The 13,886-nt window shown below is 74.1% G+C and carries 12 protein-coding genes and 1 pseudogene; 6 read left to right on the top strand and 7 right to left on the bottom strand.

Translation table 11 applies throughout. The features are described 5' to 3' along the window. Window positions 1-169: 169 nt before the first annotated feature. On the bottom strand, window positions 170-1,600 hold the full coding sequence (locus tag OG289_RS23435) for a PTS transporter subunit EIIC (protein ID WP_327316008.1): 1,431 nt from the start codon (window positions 1,598-1,600) through the stop codon (window positions 170-172). A 16-nt stretch (window positions 1,601-1,616) separates the two neighbouring features. Next, window positions 1,617-2,540 (bottom strand): N-acetylmuramic acid 6-phosphate etherase, encoded by a 924-nt coding sequence (gene murQ / locus OG289_RS23430; RefSeq protein ID WP_327316007.1) that lies wholly within the window; start codon window positions 2,538-2,540, stop codon window positions 1,617-1,619. An 80-nt stretch (window positions 2,541-2,620) separates the two neighbouring features. Here murQ and OG289_RS23425 point away from each other — a divergent pair, with 80 nt between their 5' ends. Beyond that, on the top strand, window positions 2,621-3,028 hold the full coding sequence (locus OG289_RS23425) for a hypothetical protein (RefSeq protein WP_327316006.1): 408 nt from the start codon (window positions 2,621-2,623) through the stop codon (window positions 3,026-3,028). Between the two features lie 7 nt (window positions 3,029-3,035). Continuing rightward, complete coding sequence (locus tag OG289_RS23420; protein WP_327316005.1) at window positions 3,036-3,305, top strand: DUF4031 domain-containing protein; 270 nt, start codon at window positions 3,036-3,038, stop codon at window positions 3,303-3,305. Here the strand turns inward: OG289_RS23420 and OG289_RS23415 are convergent. Both OG289_RS23415 and OG289_RS23410 read right to left on the bottom strand, forming a co-directional pair. Continuing rightward, window positions 3,302-3,862, bottom strand: a pseudogene (locus tag OG289_RS23415) (GNAT family N-acetyltransferase); the annotation flags it as partial. The gene OG289_RS23420 and the pseudogene OG289_RS23415 overlap by 4 nt on opposite strands. Next, complete coding sequence (locus OG289_RS23410) at window positions 3,835-4,479, bottom strand: HD domain-containing protein (RefSeq protein WP_327316004.1); 645 nt, start codon at window positions 4,477-4,479, stop codon at window positions 3,835-3,837. The pseudogene OG289_RS23415 and the gene OG289_RS23410, both read right to left, overlap by 28 nt. 96 nt (window positions 4,480-4,575) lie before the next feature. Here OG289_RS23410 and OG289_RS23405 point away from each other — a divergent pair, with 96 nt between their 5' ends. Further along, on the top strand, window positions 4,576-5,286 hold the full coding sequence (locus OG289_RS23405) for a copper homeostasis protein CutC (protein ID WP_327316003.1): 711 nt from the start codon (window positions 4,576-4,578) through the stop codon (window positions 5,284-5,286). 574 nt (window positions 5,287-5,860) lie between these two features. Here the strand turns inward: OG289_RS23405 and OG289_RS23400 are convergent. Beyond that, on the bottom strand, window positions 5,861-7,939 hold the full coding sequence (locus OG289_RS23400; protein WP_327316002.1) for a HelD family protein: 2,079 nt from the start codon (window positions 7,937-7,939) through the stop codon (window positions 5,861-5,863). A gap of 298 nt (window positions 7,940-8,237) precedes the next feature. On the opposite strand from OG289_RS23400, the gene OG289_RS23395 reads away from it, so the two are divergent. Together OG289_RS23395 and OG289_RS23390 are read left to right on the top strand one after the other, a co-directional pair. Then, window positions 8,238-8,423 carry a hypothetical protein gene (locus tag OG289_RS23395; protein WP_327316001.1) on the top strand — a complete coding sequence of 62 codons (186 nt, stop codon included), beginning with the start codon at window positions 8,238-8,240 and terminating at the stop codon, window positions 8,421-8,423. A 105-nt stretch (window positions 8,424-8,528) separates the two neighbouring features. Beyond that, window positions 8,529-8,888 carry a hypothetical protein gene (locus OG289_RS23390; RefSeq protein WP_327316000.1) on the top strand — a complete coding sequence of 120 codons (360 nt, stop codon included), beginning with the start codon at window positions 8,529-8,531 and terminating at the stop codon, window positions 8,886-8,888. A 25-nt stretch (window positions 8,889-8,913) separates the two neighbouring features. Here the strand turns inward: OG289_RS23390 and OG289_RS23385 are convergent, their stop codons facing one another. After that, window positions 8,914-10,560 (bottom strand): DNA repair helicase XPB, encoded by a 1,647-nt coding sequence (locus tag OG289_RS23385; RefSeq protein WP_327315999.1) that lies wholly within the window; start codon window positions 10,558-10,560, stop codon window positions 8,914-8,916. Between the two features lie 163 nt (window positions 10,561-10,723). Between OG289_RS23385 and OG289_RS23380 the strand changes: the two genes are divergently transcribed. After that, window positions 10,724-11,278 carry a hypothetical protein gene (locus tag OG289_RS23380; protein ID WP_327315998.1) on the top strand — a complete coding sequence of 185 codons (555 nt, stop codon included), beginning with the start codon at window positions 10,724-10,726 and terminating at the stop codon, window positions 11,276-11,278. Between the two features lie 26 nt (window positions 11,279-11,304). On the opposite strand, the gene OG289_RS23375 is transcribed toward OG289_RS23380, so the two are convergent. After that, the gene (locus OG289_RS23375; RefSeq protein ID WP_327315997.1) at window positions 11,305-13,869 is read right to left on the bottom strand and encodes a helicase C-terminal domain-containing protein; all 2,565 of its coding nucleotides are present in this window, start codon (window positions 13,867-13,869) and stop codon (window positions 11,305-11,307) included. Between the last annotated feature and the right edge of the window lie 17 nt (window positions 13,870-13,886).

Genomic DNA, 13,886 nt, shown 5'->3' with positions numbered 1-13,886 from the left:
CCGACCCCTCCGCGTCGGCACCAAGGACAGCGACCCCTCCCTCTTGGTGCTCGCCACCCTCGCCACCCGCCTGACCGGCCTCGGCGACGACGTCGACACGTCCTCCTACGTCGACACGTCCTCCTGTGGGACGGCGGCCACGGCGCCGACCAGGACCCGGGCGACTTCGTCACCTGGATCGCGAAGGTGTCGGGCTACCGGAAAGGGAAGTGGCGGCGGCCCCGCTCACGCGGTCGGTGACGCCGAAGAAGTACGTCGCCGCGAAGCCGACCGCGTACCCCGTCAGCAGCCCGCCCGCGTAGATCGCCGCCGTCACGCCCAGCCCCCGGTTGCCCGCGAGCAGCGGGAACAGGGCCCAGCCGGACGGGCCGATCGCCGTCGCGCCCACCTTGTCGCCGAGCATCGCGAAGAAGCCGACGAAGGCTCCGCCGGCCGCACCGCCCGCGCAGGCGGTGAGGAAGGGGCGGCCCAGCGGGAGCGACACCCCGTAGATGAGCGGTTCGCCGACGCCCAGCAGCCCCGCGGGGAGCGCCGACCTGATCGTCGTACGGATCGAGGTGTTGTGGCGGAGGCGGACGTACACCGCGACTGCCGCGCCGACCTGGCCCGCGCCCGCCATCGCCAGGACGGGCAGGAGGACCGTGTAGCCCTGCTGGTCGATGAGGGTGGTGTGGATGGGGATGAGGGCCTGGTGGAGGCCGAGCATCACCAGGGGCAGGAAGAGGCCGCCGAGCACGAGGCCCGCGAAGGCGCCGGTCGTCGCGAGCAGCCAGTTCGCGGCCGTGCCGATGGCCGAGGAGACCGCGCCGGCCGCGTACATCAGGCCGTACAGGGTGCCGAGGCCGGCGACGAGGACCGTCAGGGTGGGGGTGAGGAGCACGTCCAGGGCCTCCGGCACCCGGCCGCGGCACCACTTCTCCACGGCCGTCGCCAGCAGCGCGGCGGCCAGCGCGCCGAGGACCCCGCCCTGGCCAGGGGCGAGCGTCACCCCGAACGCCGTCACCTTCGCGACCCCCGGGTAGGCGACGATCGCCGCGACCGCGCCGCCCAGGATCGGTGTGCCGCCGAACTCCTTCGCCGTGTGGTAGCCGACGAAGACGGCGATCAGCGCCATGAAGGCGGAGGCGACGGCGGTCAGGGCGGGCGTGAGGCCCGGCAGCCAGCCGGCGTTGAGGAGGAGACCGTTGAGGCCGGCGAGGATCCCGCAGCCGATGAGGGCGGGGATGAGCGGCACGAAGACGGCGGCGAGACGGCGCAGGGCGCTCTTCAGCGGGGTCGCGTTGCGCTGCTTCTGCGCCGCCCTCAACTCGGCGCCCCGCGCGCCCAGTTCGTCGGCGGCCGAGGGGTGGGCGAGCAGCTTCTCGAACGCGGCCGTCACCGTCGTCACCGCCCCCGGTCCGAGGACCACCTGGTACGAGCCGCCGTCCACGACGAGCCCGAGCACCCCGGGCACCGCCCGCAGCGCCTCCTCGTCCGCCCGCGACGGATCGGTCAGGCCCAGCCGCAGCCGGGTCATGCAGTGGGCGACGGAGGTGACGTTCGCGGGGCCGCCCACCAGGGGCAGGATCGCGGCGGCTGTGGAGGAGGAGTCGATACGCACCCCCCGAGCGTGCGGCTCAGCCGTTCGCGGAGGCGAGCGCGGCGCGCAGATGCCCCCCGGACTCCTCCAGAAGGCGGGCGGCCGTCGGCCCGTCCACCCCGGCCAGCAGCACCAGGATCGCGTTCTTCACCTCGCCGCCGGTGGTCGCGAGGGCCGCCTCGACCTCCCCGTCGTCCGCCCCGGTCGCCAGCACCACGATGCGCCGCGAACGGGCGCGCAGCTTCTCGTTCGAGGCGCGGACGTCGACCATCAGGTTCCCGTACGTCTTGCCCAGCCGGATCATCGTGATCGTCGAGATCATGTTGAGCACCAGCTTCTGCGCCGTGCCCGCCTTCAGCCGGGTGGAGCCGGTGAGCAGCTCGGGCCCCACGACCACCTCGATCCCGTGCTCGGCGGCAGCGGCCAGCGCACTGCCCGCGTTGCAGGCCAGCCCGACGGTCAGGGCACCCCGCGCCCGCGCGTACGCCACGGCGCCGATCGCGTACGGGGTGCGGCCGGAGGCGGACACGCCGACCACCGTGTCGTCGGGGGTGAGGGAGAGGGCGGCCAGGTCCGCCTCGGCGAGCTCCCGGGAGTCCTCGGCGCCCTCGACGGACGTCACCATCGCCGGCGGCCCGCCCGCGATCAGCCCGACGACCTGCCCGGGGCCGGTGTTGAAGGTCGGCGGACACTCGGACGCGTCGAGCACCCCGAGCCGCCCGGCGGTACCGGCGCCGGCGTACACCAGCCGTCCTCCACGCGCCATCCGCTCGGCGACGGCGTCGACGACGGCGGCGATCCGGGGAAGCTGCGCGCCCACGGCGCCGGGAACGGCGGCGTCCTCCTTGTTCATGAGCCGGGCGAGATCGAGGGTGGGCAGCAGATCGATCCCGGCGAGCTCGGCCCGGAAGCCTTCGGTGGTCATTACCTCGAGTTCGGCGCGCAGATCACGTGAGTTCATCGGGGCTGGTCTTTCTGCCGGCGGAAGGGGCGAGCCTGCGGATCTTGGGGTCTGTGGTCAAGAGTGCGCACAATAGGGGCATGGATCCCACCGGCGACCCCATCGGCCACCCCGTCAGCCCCTTGGAATTGGCGTTGCACGCCGCACGCGCCCTCGTGCTCGCCGATCTGGCCTCGGGCGAGGTCGCGGCGGCGGACGTCGTGTCGATGGTCGAGGACTCCGTCGTGCAGCGCCGCTGGTGGGTCGAGCAGTGGCCGGAGGGCGCGGAGTACGTGGCCGGGCTGGTCGCGCAGGACGTGCAGGACGCGCTCCTCGAACGCCACGGCCGCTGGCCCCTGTGCCCGGTCTGCGGCTCCGGCGACCCGCACGCTCTCGACGTCGAGCCCGAACTCGGCCCGGACCCTCACTGGGTGTGCCACAAGGCGGGCGTGAAGGTCGCGTCGGTGGGCTCGCTGGGGATGGCCACGGGAGGCACGTCGTCCTCGTGAGGCTCTCGTGACCGTCTATATCGACCCGCCGAACTGGCCGGGCCACGGCCGTATGTGGTCCCACCTCGTCAGCGACGTCTCGTACGCCGAACTGCACGTGTTCGCCGACGGGTTGGGCGTCCCCCGCCGCGCCTTCGAACGCGACCACTACGACATCCCGTCCCATCGTTACGCCGAGGTGGTGGCGGCCGGCGCGGTCGAGGTGAGCAGCCGTGAGGTGATCCGGCTGCTGACGACGTCCGGCCTGCGCAGACGCAAGGGCGGCGGTGCGGCCTAGGAGACGTCCTCGGACCGGCCCTCGGACAGGCCCCGGGTGGTGAGTTCGTACGCGTACTCGCCCTCGCCCCCGCCGACCCGGACGAACCCGGTCCGTTCGAGCACGGCCCGCGAGGCGGTGTTGGCGTGCTCGACGACCGCGAACAGGCGTCGTACGTCGTCCCGCGCCAGCGCCCAGGCGGCCAGTGCGCGCAGGGCCTCGGTCGCGTAGCCGTGGCCGCGGGCGGCCTCGACCAGGTCGTAGCCGATCTCCGTGCGGCCGTCCTCGTCGGGAGCCGCGTGGAAGCCCATGCTGCCGACGGCCCGGCCGTCCTCGTGCCGGACGAGGACGTAGAGGCCGAACTCGGGCCGGTGCACGCCGTTCACGTACGCCTTCACCAGCATGCCGGCGGCGTCCCGGGTGCCCTCGAACGGTCCGCCCCCGAGCCAGACGAAGCCTCCGCCGCCGCCCGCCCGCAGTCCGGCGGCGGCGGACGGGGTGACGCCTTCGAGGGTGAGGCGTCCGGCGGGGATGCGTGGGGTGACGGTGGTCAAGAGGTGAGCAACTCCAGCTCGCCCCGCAGGTTGTAGCGGGCCGTCTCCTCCCACCGCTCGCTGCCGTACGGCGTCCTGAACAGCCGGGGCAGGTCGAGGAGCTGGCGCAGGACGGCCGCCCGGCCGGCGCGGAAGGCGTCGTTCGGCACGAAGTGGTACTCCTCGCGGACGGCGGCGGTGTAGGCGGCGTACGCGGACGGCGGCGCGGCGAGGATCGCGAGGTCGGCGTCGCACAGGACCTGGCCGTCGGGGTCGTCGTCGGCCGGGTCGTGGGTGACGGTGAGCCGGACGAGCCGCGCGACCTCGGCCGTCCGCTCCCGCGAGACCCCGGCCTCGGACAGGGCTCGTTCGGCGAGCCGGGCGGAGCGCTCCTCGTTCTCGGAGCGGTCGGGCAGGTAGACGGCGTCGTGGAACCAGGCGGCCAGCCGGACGACGTCGGGGTCGTCGGCGGACGCCTGGAGCTCGTCGACGCGGTCGAGGACCGCGGTGAGGTGCGTGAGCGTGTGATAGCGGCGCTGCGGCTCCTGCCAGCGGGCGAGGAGGTTGTCGGCGTACGGCACGGGGTCGGGACCGCCGAGGGGGGACCGGGCTCTCTCCAGGGCGTGACTGAAGCGGCTGCGCAGGGCGTCGAGATCGGCCATGGCCTCATTGTCGCGCGCCCCCGGCGAGCCGGGAGACGCGACGGCGTATTCTCAATTGGACTAGACCTGTAGCCGCCCGTCGACGAATGGGGTCCCATGAGCAAGCGTGCAGTTCTGGAGGTGATCGCCCTCGACGTCGAGGACGCGGTCGCCGCCCAGGCCGGAGGCGCGGACCGCCTCGAGCTGATCACCGACATCGCCGCCGACGGGCTCACCCCGCCGGTCGCGGCCTTCGCCGGGATCCGGTCCGCCGTCGACCTCTCCCTGCGCGTGATGCTGAGACTGTCCGAGGGCTTCGCGGCGGGAACCGCCGAGGACGTCGACCGCCTCGTCCGGGTCGCCGGCGAGCTGCGGGCGGCCGGCGCGGAGGAGTTCGTGCTCGGGTTCCTGGACGCGGAGGGCGGGGTGGACCTGCCCGCGGTGGAACGGGTCGTCGCCGAGTTGGACGGCTGCCGCTGGACCTTCCACCGCGCCCTCGACCACGCCACCGACCGTGACGCCCTGCGCAAGCAGCTGGACGGCCTTCCGGGACTGGACACCTACCTCACGGCCGGTGCCGCGGCGGGCGTCGACGCCGGGCTCCCCACCCTCCTCGCCGAAGCGGGCCGCCACGGAGAACCGGGCTACGAGCAGCAACTCCTCGTGGGCGGAGCCCTGCGCCTCGACCACGTCCCGGTCCTGCGTGCGGCCGGCATCGACGCCTTCCACATCGGCGGCGCGTCCCGCCCGAACGGCTGGACCGGCCCGGCATCGGCGGAGGCCGTGCGGGAGTGGCGGCGGGCGGTGGACGCAGAGCGGGCAGAGTAGGCCGAGCCCGCCGAGCCCGCGCCGCCGAGCCCACCGAGTGGGCCGAGTAGGCCAAGTGCGCTGAGCCCGCTGGGCCCGCTGGGCCCGCCGAGCCTGCCGAGCCTGCCGAGCCTGCCGAGTGGGCCGAGTGGGCCGAGCCTGCCGAGCCCGCCGAGCCCGCCGAGTGGGCTGGGCCCGCTGGGCCCGCCGAGTGCGCTGGGCCCGCTGGGCCCGCTGGGCCCGCTGGGCCCGCTGAGCCCGCCGAGCCCGCTGAGCCCGCCGAGCCCGCTGAGCCCGCCGAGCCCGCTGGGCCCGCTGGGCCCGCCGAGCCTGCCGAGTGGGCTGGGCCCGCCGAGCCCGCCGAGCCCGCCGAGCCCGCCGAGTGCGCTGAGCCCGCTGGGCCCGCTGAGCCTGCCGAGTGGGCTGGGCCCGCCGAGCCCGCCGAGCCCGCCGAGCCCGCCGAGCCTGCCGAGCCCGCCGAGTGGGCTGGGCCCGCTGGGCCTGCCGAGCCTGCCGAGCCCGCCGAGTGGGCCGAGTGGGCTGAGCCCGCCGGGTAGGCCGTGCGGGTCGAACAGACCGCGCGGCCCGTGACCCGTCAGTCGAGCTGCGTCGGCAGCGGGGCCGTGTGGGTCACGATCAGGCCCGACACCGCTCGGGTCAGGGCCACGTACAGGCGGCGCAGGCCCGTCCGTTCGTCCGGTTCGCCGTCGACGACCGCCCGGGGTTCGTCCAGGACGACGTAGTCGTACTCCAGGCCCTTGGCCAGGGAGGCCGGGACCAGGGTGAGGCGGGTCTCGGCCGTCGTCTCCTCACCGGGGGACAGGTGGGCGAGGCCCGCCACCGTCAGCGCTTCGGCCAGTGCCGGGATCCGGGCGTCGGCCGCGATCAGGCCCGTCGAGCCCTCGTTGCGCAGCAACTCCTCGCAGGCCGCGACGACTTCGGCGTCACCGCCGACCGGCCGGAGGTCGAAGAAGCCGGGGTTCTCACGGACCGACGCGACGGGGGTGAGGCCCGGGGCGATGTGCGGGAGCAGGCGGGAGGCGTAGGTGATGACGTCCGTCGGGACGCGGAAACCGGCCGTCAGTTCCTCGATCACCGCGTCCGTCTTGCCGAGGTGACCGAGGGCCTCCTCCCAACTCCGGGTCGCCCAGGGGGTGGTGCCCTGCGCGAGGTCGCCCAGCACGGTCGCCGAACCCGTCGTGCAACGGCGGCCGACCGCCCGGTACTGCATGGGGGACAGGTCCTGCGCCTCGTCCAGGACTACGTGGCCGAGGGAGTGCGTGCGCTCGACGAGGTCCGCCGTCTCGTCGATCAGCACCGCGTCCGCCGCCGACCACCTGGCCGCCTTCACGGACCGCACCGGCCTTGCCCACAGGATCGTCTTCTGCTCGTCCTCGCTCAGCACGCCCTGCGCGTGCGTGGCGAGGAACTCCGCGTCGGACAGCAGCCGCAGGACGAGTTTCGCCGGGTCGACGGCCGGCCAGACCGCCTTCACGGCCGCCTTCACCGCGCTGTTGCGGGCGACGGCGTCCTGCACGCGGTCGTCCGGGGCCTCGCCCGAGCGCTCCATCTGCACCAGCACCGCGTGCGCGATGCGCTGCGGCAGGGCCTCGCGGGCGGCACCGTAGCGGATGTCCCGGTCGAGCAACTCCCTTACCATTTGCTCCAGTTCGTACGCCGGAACCCGCCAGCGCCGCGAGCCGCGCACGACGACGATCGGCTCGGCCGACATGGTGACGTGCGAGTAGACGGCCCGCCGCAGCACCTCCGCCATCCTCGCGTCGCCCTTGACGACCGCCGCCGCCGCGTCGTCCGCGCCCCGCACCTCCACATGGGCCACCAGGTCGTCCACCGTTCCCTGGCGGACCGTCAACTCACCCAGCGCTGGCAGCACTTGCTCGATGTAGTGGAGGAAGGACCTGTTCGGCCCGATGACCAGCGTGCCCGTGCGGGCGAGCCGCTCGCGGTGGGCGTAGAGGAGGTAGGCGACCCGGTGCAGGCCGACGGCCGTCTTTCCGGTGCCCGGGCCTCCCTGCACGCAGACCGTCCCGCCCAGCCCGCTGCGGACGATCTCGTCCTGCTCGGGCTGGATGGTGGCGACGATGTCCCGCATCGGGCCGACACGCGGCCGCTCGATCTCCTGCTGGAGCAGCTTGCTGGTGCGGGCGCCCCCGGCGGAGCCGGACAGTGCCCCAGCCGCCGGGTCCGAGAGGTGCTCGTCCTCGTACGCGGTGAGGTCGCCGCCGGTGTAGCCGAAGCGGCGGCGCAGCCCGACGTCCATCGGGTCCTTCTTCGAGGCCCGGTAGAACGGCTGCGAGACCGGCGCACGCCAGTCGATGACCATCGGGTCGCCGTCACCGTCGTGAACGTGCCGCCGCCCGATGTAGAACCTTTCCCCCTCCGCGCCCTCTGCCCGGTCGGCACCCGGTGCGTGCAGGTAGTCGAGGCGGCCGAAGAACAGCGGGGTGTCGCTGAGGTCGGCGAGCGCCTTGACGCGCTCCCCGATCTGCCGCTCCAGGATCTGGGCGTTGACCCAGTTCGCGGTGACGTCGCTGATGTCGAGGGCCTCGACGTCCTCGCGCATGGCGCGCAGGGCGGCCCGGGAGGACGTGAGGTGGCCGCGTTCGCGGGCGAGGGGGTCGTCGTCGTGGGCGGGCAGGGACGGCGTGGACAAGGGGGTGCCTCCGGGCCGGCTGGGGGTGGGGCTGCGGGCTGCGGGATGCCGTCCGGTTTCCGTCCGGACGACGGCGCTCCGGTTGAGGGAGGCGGGCAAGAGCGGAGATTCTAGGGGAGCGCGGCGGACGGAATCCAACGGTTTTTCCGTGCTGCTCTTCTCCGTCTCTTCTCCGTCCCCCAGGAGAGGCGCGCCACCCCTTAGGGGACGCTCCACCCCCCAGGTGTACTCAGGTAGTAGGAGAACCGGGGACCTGGGACCGATGCCCCCTTTATGCCTCGGGATCCATCATGGAGACATGAGTGCAGCGACCCTCACCCCAGCCCCCGGTCGCCCGTCCGGCGCGACCCCCCTGTCCGACGTCGACATACACCACCACCGCCTCGGTGACGCCCTGCGCGCCGTCAAGGTCTTCGCGCGCGCCGCCTTCGACGTGATCATCCTCGGCGAGTACGGAGAGGAAGCGGGCGTCCGCCGTAAGTGACCCGCCACAGCCCCGGGCCGGCCTGAGTACCCAGTACCCGTCGGCGCCCCGGTTGAGTATCCGAGCCGATGCCCGGCGCCCCTCTCCGACGGTTCACTCGGGGACATGACGACACCGCACCGCCTGCCCCACGACGACCGGGACCGCCGCGCCTGGGTGGCGCCGTTCGTCGCCACGATCCTGCTCGTCCTGCTGGTCCCGCCCGCCTTCGTCTTCGGCGGCCTCTCCGCGATGGCCACCGACAGCTGCGGCCCCGACGACTGCTCCTCGGCGCTCATGACGTCACTGACGCTGATCTACGGGATCCTCACGTTCGGCGGGCTGTTCACGTTTCTCGCGTACGTCACGACATGGGCCCTGCCCTGGACGCGTCGCTGGTCGGCCCTGCGGGCCTGGCTGGCGGCCGCCGCCGTACTGCCCCCGGTCGCCGTGCTGCTCCTGGTGTTCACGCTGCCCGCGCCGTAGACCGCCACGGGCAGCGCTCAGGACCTCAGGCCCCTTCGGCCAGCAGTTCGTCCGCGTCCATGATCCGGTAGGCGTAGCCCTGTTCCGCCAGGAAGCGCTGGCGGTGTGCCGCGAAGTCCTGGTCGATGGTGTCCCGGGCGACGACGGAGTAGAAGTGGGCCTGGTGGCCGTCCGCCTTCGGGCGCAGGACCCGCCCCAGACGCTGGGCCTCCTCCTGGCGGGAGCCGAAGGTGCCCGAGACCTGGACGGCGACCGTCGCCTCCGGCAGGTCGATCGAGAAGTTGGCGACCTTCGAGACGACCAGCACGCTGATCTCGCCCTGCCGGAACGCGTCGAAGAGCTTCTCGCGCTGGGCGTTGGAGGTCTCGCCCTTGATGACGGGGGCGTTCAGGTGCTCGCCCAACTCGTCGAGCTGATCGATGTACTGCCCGATGACGAGGATCTGCTGCCCGGCGAACCGCCGCACGATCGCCTCCGTCACCTTCCGCTTCGTCGCGGTCGTCGCACAGAAGCGGTACTTCTCCTCCGCCTCGGCGGTCGCGTACGCCAGCCGCTCGGAGTCGGTCAGGTTGACCCGGACCTCGACACAGTCCGCGGGCGCGATGTAGCCCTGCGCCTCGATCTCCTTCCACGGCGCGTCGAACCGCTTCGGCCCGATGAGCGAGAACACGTCCGACTCGCGGCCGTCCTCGCGGACGAGGGTCGCGGTCAGGCCGAGACGGCGGCGGGCCTGGAGGTCCGCGGTGAACTTGAAGACGGGCGCGGGCAGCAGGTGCACCTCGTCGTAGAGGATCAGCCCCCAGTCCCGGGAGTCGAACAGCTCCAGGTGCGGGTAGACGCCCTTCCGCCGGGTCGTCAGCACCTGGTAGGTGGCGATGGTGACGGGCCGGATCTCCTTCCTCGTCCCGCTGTACTCGCCGATCTCCTCCTCGGTCAGCGACGTCCTCTTCACCAGCTCGTGCTTCCACTGCCGCGCCGAGACCGTGTTCGTGACGAGGATGAGGGTGGTGGATTTCGCCTGGGCCATCGCCCCGGCGCCGACGAGGGTCTTGCCCGCGCCGCACGGCAGGACGACGACGCCGCTCCCGCCGTGCCAGAAGTTCTCCACCGCCTGCTTCTGGTAGGGCCGCAGCGCCCACCCGTTCTCGTCCAGCTCGATCGCGTGCGCCTCGCCGTCGACGTACCCCGCGAGGTCCTCGGCCGGCCAGCCCAGCTTCAGCAGCGTCTGCTTGATCTGCCCGCGCTCGGAGGGGTGCACCACGACGGTGTCCGGGTCGATCCGGGCGCCGATGAGCGGGGCGACCCGCTTGGAGCGCAGGATCTCCTCCAGCACCGGCCGGTCGGTGGTCGTCAGCACCAGGCCGTGCGCCGGGTGCTTGCTGAGCGTCAGCCGCCCGTAGCGGTCCATCGTCTCGGCGATGTCGACGAGCAGCGCGTGCGGCACCGGGTAGCGGCTGTACTGCACGAGCGCGTCCACGACCTGCTCGGCGTCGTGCCCGGCCGCCCGCGCGTTCCACAGGCCCAGCGGGGTCACCCGGTAGGTGTGGATGTGCTCCGGCGCCCGCTCCAGTTCAGCGAACGGCGCGATGGCCCGACGGCAGTCGTCGGCCTGCTCGTGGTCGACCTCCAGGAGCAGAGTCTTGTCCGACTGGACGATCAGCGGTCCGTTCACCTACGTACATCCCTTCCGCACCGGCCAAACGTCCAGTGTGCCGTACGGCGCGCCGAAACCGTCGTCCGCTGCCCGACCGCGACTCTGCGCAACCCTGTGCACCGGTTGGGTGTCTGACCGGGGGAGCAGCGCGGTGGGCGCGACGCGGTGAGGAGTCCACGGTATGTCGGTCCTGTCGTTCCGCAGAGGGGCGGTCGGCGCGGGCGCCGCGGCGGTGCTGGCGGCCACGGGCAGCTGGGTGATGTGGCCGGCGGACGTCGACGAGGGGCTGTGGGCCGAGGTACGGCCGGTGATCGAGGCCCGGATCGCGGCGGAGTCGCGGGGGAGCGGCTTCGGCGAGACGGTGCCCGCGCTCGACGCACGCTGGTTCTGCCGGGCGGACGCGCTCGAACTGGTGGAGCACGCGGGCGAGGTCCGGGCGGGCGTCAACACGCTGTGCGTCGAGTACGGGGTGCGGGACGGCAGCCTGGTGGAGTGCGGCGCCGGGCAGTACCCGCAGGTGGTGCGGCTGGAGCGGGACGACGCGGCCGTCGGCGGCTACCGGGTCGTCTCACGGGAGGCGCCGCCCGACGGCGCGGGGTACGGGCGGTGGACGGACTCCCACTTCGGCGTATACGTGAGGTCCTCCCTCCAGGACTCGATGTCCTCCGCCGCCCTGGAGACCGAGGCCCGCGCCCACTTCGGTCTGCCCGCGGACGCCTCTGTCGGGAGCTGCTGAGACAGCCCGCGGCCGACTCGCGCCCGTCAGTCGTCCGCGAGTTCCGCCACTCCCGTGATCCGGTGCAGCGGGTACGTGCGGACCTCGTCCGCCGTGTGGTCGTACGCCGTCACGAAGCCACCCTCCACCCGCACCGGGGCGATGACGCGCTGGCTGGCGGTGCCCTCGGCGTTGACGTAGCCGATCCACAGGGCCTCGCCGGTGAGGACGGCCGCCTGCACGGTGGCGAGGGTCTCGGCGGAGCTGGTGCGGGGGAGTTCGCCAGGGGCGAGCGGGGCGGCGTCCTCCGTCGGCTTGCGGGGCGCCGTGGCGGCCAGGTCGCCGGCCCGGATCGCGCGGATCGCCGCCGTGAGGAGCGTGGCGTCGGGGACCGGCGGGCCGTCCGGCACCGGCTCGGGGGCCGTGCGGGGCGGGGTGCGGTGGGCGTGGGCGCGGGTGATCAGGACGTCGCCCTCGGCGGACTCGGCGGCCGGCGCGAAGCCCATCGCGCGCAGCCCGTCGAGCAGGGTCGCCGGGTCGGCCTGGGCCGCGAGCACGGTGGGGGCCAGACGGCGCAGGCGCAGGACGGCGGCGCGCTTGTCGGCGAGGATCTCGTTCAGCACGGCGTCGTCGTCGCAGCGCACATACGCCGAGGCGGCGCCCACCCGCAGATGGCCGTGCCGACGGGCCACGTCGTCGATCAGGTACGCCAGCGGCTGCGGCACCGGCGTGCGCGCGTGCTCGGCGAGGAAGGCGTGCAGGTCGGAGGCGCTGCGGCCGGCGTCCAGGGCGCGGCGGACCGAGCCGGGCGTGAAACGGTAGACGGTCGCGCCGCCCTTGGACTCGACGTCCGCGAGGACGTTCAGCACGTCGGCGAGCGGACGCCGCAGCGGGCCGGGGGCGACCGCCGTCAGATCCGCCTGGAGCAGGACGTGGTCCAGGGGCTCCGGGAGGAGGGGGGCCAGCAGACGGACGGCGGACGCGGTGGCGACGGCCTGCTCGGGGGGTGAGAGGTGGCCCGGGTCGGGGACGGCCGGGCGGTGGTGGGCGGGCAGTTTGTCGCCGGGGCCGGCCGGAGCGTCGTGAGCGGCCTCGGGAGCGGGGGCCGGTTCAGCCGGCGCCGGTGCCCCCAGCAGGGCCCGACCGTGCGCCGACAGCGCGCCCCGGCCGGTCACGCCCAGCATCTCGGCCTCCATCAGGGTCCAGCGGGCCAGCCGGGAGCGCAGGTCCTCGTCACCGGCCTGAGCGCTCTGCGGGCCGCGCAGGGGGCGTTCCCAGCGCAGGCGGGCCAGCAGCGCCTCCGCGTCGGGCGAGGCCCCCTCCGGCAGCCCGGCCAGCAGCGTCAGCACCCGGTGGCGCACCTCGGGCGCGGCAGACCGGTCCAGGCCCGGACCCAGCGCCGCCAGCGCCCGCTCCTTGAGGTCCCGGCCGCCGACCACCCCGGAGGTCCGGGTCGCCGCCAGCCATGTCTGCGCCAACTGCGCCCACCGCTCGGCGGGCGGCCGCTCCAACCACTCGTCGTACTCCGGGGTCGCCGCGTACCGCTCGTCGGCCTCGCCGTCGGAGGCGAGCAGCCCGGCCGCGTACGCCAGCTCCACCCAGAACGCGGCCACCGGCTCGGACACGTCCAGCGCGACGGCCGTCCGCTTGAGGTCGCGCACGCTCAGCCCGCCGGCCCGCAGCACCGCGGGGCCGCCCTCGTCCCAGTCCTTCAGCAGCTCCTCGACGGTCGCCAGCGCCGTGTACGCCTGCCCGGCCGCCGTCGCGTCCACAACCTGTGGCCGGTGCGCGGCGACCGGCGCCACGGCCGGCGGCACCGGATCGGGCGCGCGATGGGCCCGCCCCTCGCGCAGATGCAGGGCGACCTCACGGGGCAGGACGACGGTCCCGGGCGCCGTCGGCAACAGCAGCCCGCGGTCGAGCAGCCAGCGCAGCCGCGCCGCCGGGTCGTGGGTGACCTGCCCGTACGGCGGCCCCCACACCAGCCGCTCCAGCACGTCGAGGGAGTCGGCGGGCGCCTCGGCGAGCAGGGCGGCCATCTTCTTGCGGTGGCCGAAGAGGGCGGTGAGCGCGGCGACGGCGGACACCGAGTCGTGCGTGGACGGCAGCCCGGCCGCCGCCACGATCTCCTGGATCCGGCCGGGCGACATACCCGCCGTCGCCTCCCGCACACTCGGCCCGAGCCCCGTCGGGGACGGGTGCTGCGGGGACGGCGCGAGCAGTTCGCGGGCGGTGCGCACGAGGTGGAGGCGGTCGGCGGCGCCCCAGACGAGGGCCTGTTCGCGCAGGGCCGCCAGGGCGCCGGGGAGCGCTTGGACGACGGCCGGGTCGCGGGCGTCGCCCGCCATCAGCCCGAGCAGTTCGTCGTACGTCGCCGGGTCGTCGGCCACGGCCAGCGCCTCCGCGGTCTGCAGGGCGAACCGGTCGAGCCGCTCCAGCGCGCGGACGACGGAGGCGCGGGTGCCGGCGCGGGTGGCGAGCTGGGTGAGATCCGTGGGGACCGGGGTGATGAGGTCGGGGCGGGCGCGCAGGAGCGCGGCCAGGGAAGCGTCGTCCCGGGCGCGGAGCGCAGCCGCCAGGGAGCGGGGGGCCAGCTGGTCCTCGGTGCTCATCTTGCCCACGGTAGCGG

Source organism: Streptomyces sp. NBC_01235, assembly GCF_035989285.1.
In the GTDB taxonomy this organism is placed as follows: domain Bacteria; phylum Actinomycetota; class Actinomycetes; order Streptomycetales; family Streptomycetaceae; genus Streptomyces.
This window is presented reverse-complemented; position numbering and strand designations above follow the sequence as displayed.

What these genes read in the sequence shown, in the direction of transcription:
- OG289_RS23380 (WP_327315998.1), top strand. Translation starts at nt 10,724, where the DNA reads ATGTCGGTCCTGTCGTTCCGCAGAGGGGCGGTCGGCGCGGGCGCCGCG.
- OG289_RS23395 (WP_327316001.1), top strand. Translation starts at nt 8,238, where the DNA reads ATGAGTGCAGCGACCCTCACCCCAGCCCCCGGTCGCCCGTCCGGCGCG.
- OG289_RS23405 (WP_327316003.1), top strand. Translation starts at nt 4,576, where the DNA reads ATGAGCAAGCGTGCAGTTCTGGAGGTGATCGCCCTCGACGTCGAGGAC.
- OG289_RS23375 (WP_327315997.1), bottom strand. Translation starts at nt 13,869, where the DNA reads ATGAGCACCGAGGACCAGCTGGCCCCCCGCTCCCTGGCGGCTGCGCTC.
- OG289_RS23390 (WP_327316000.1), top strand. Translation starts at nt 8,529, where the DNA reads ATGACGACACCGCACCGCCTGCCCCACGACGACCGGGACCGCCGCGCC.
- OG289_RS23425 (WP_327316006.1), top strand. Translation starts at nt 2,621, where the DNA reads ATGGATCCCACCGGCGACCCCATCGGCCACCCCGTCAGCCCCTTGGAA.
- murQ (WP_327316007.1), bottom strand. Translation starts at nt 2,540, where the DNA reads ATGAACTCACGTGATCTGCGCGCCGAACTCGAGGTAATGACCACCGAA.
- OG289_RS23410 (WP_327316004.1), bottom strand. Translation starts at nt 4,479, where the DNA reads ATGGCCGATCTCGACGCCCTGCGCAGCCGCTTCAGTCACGCCCTGGAG.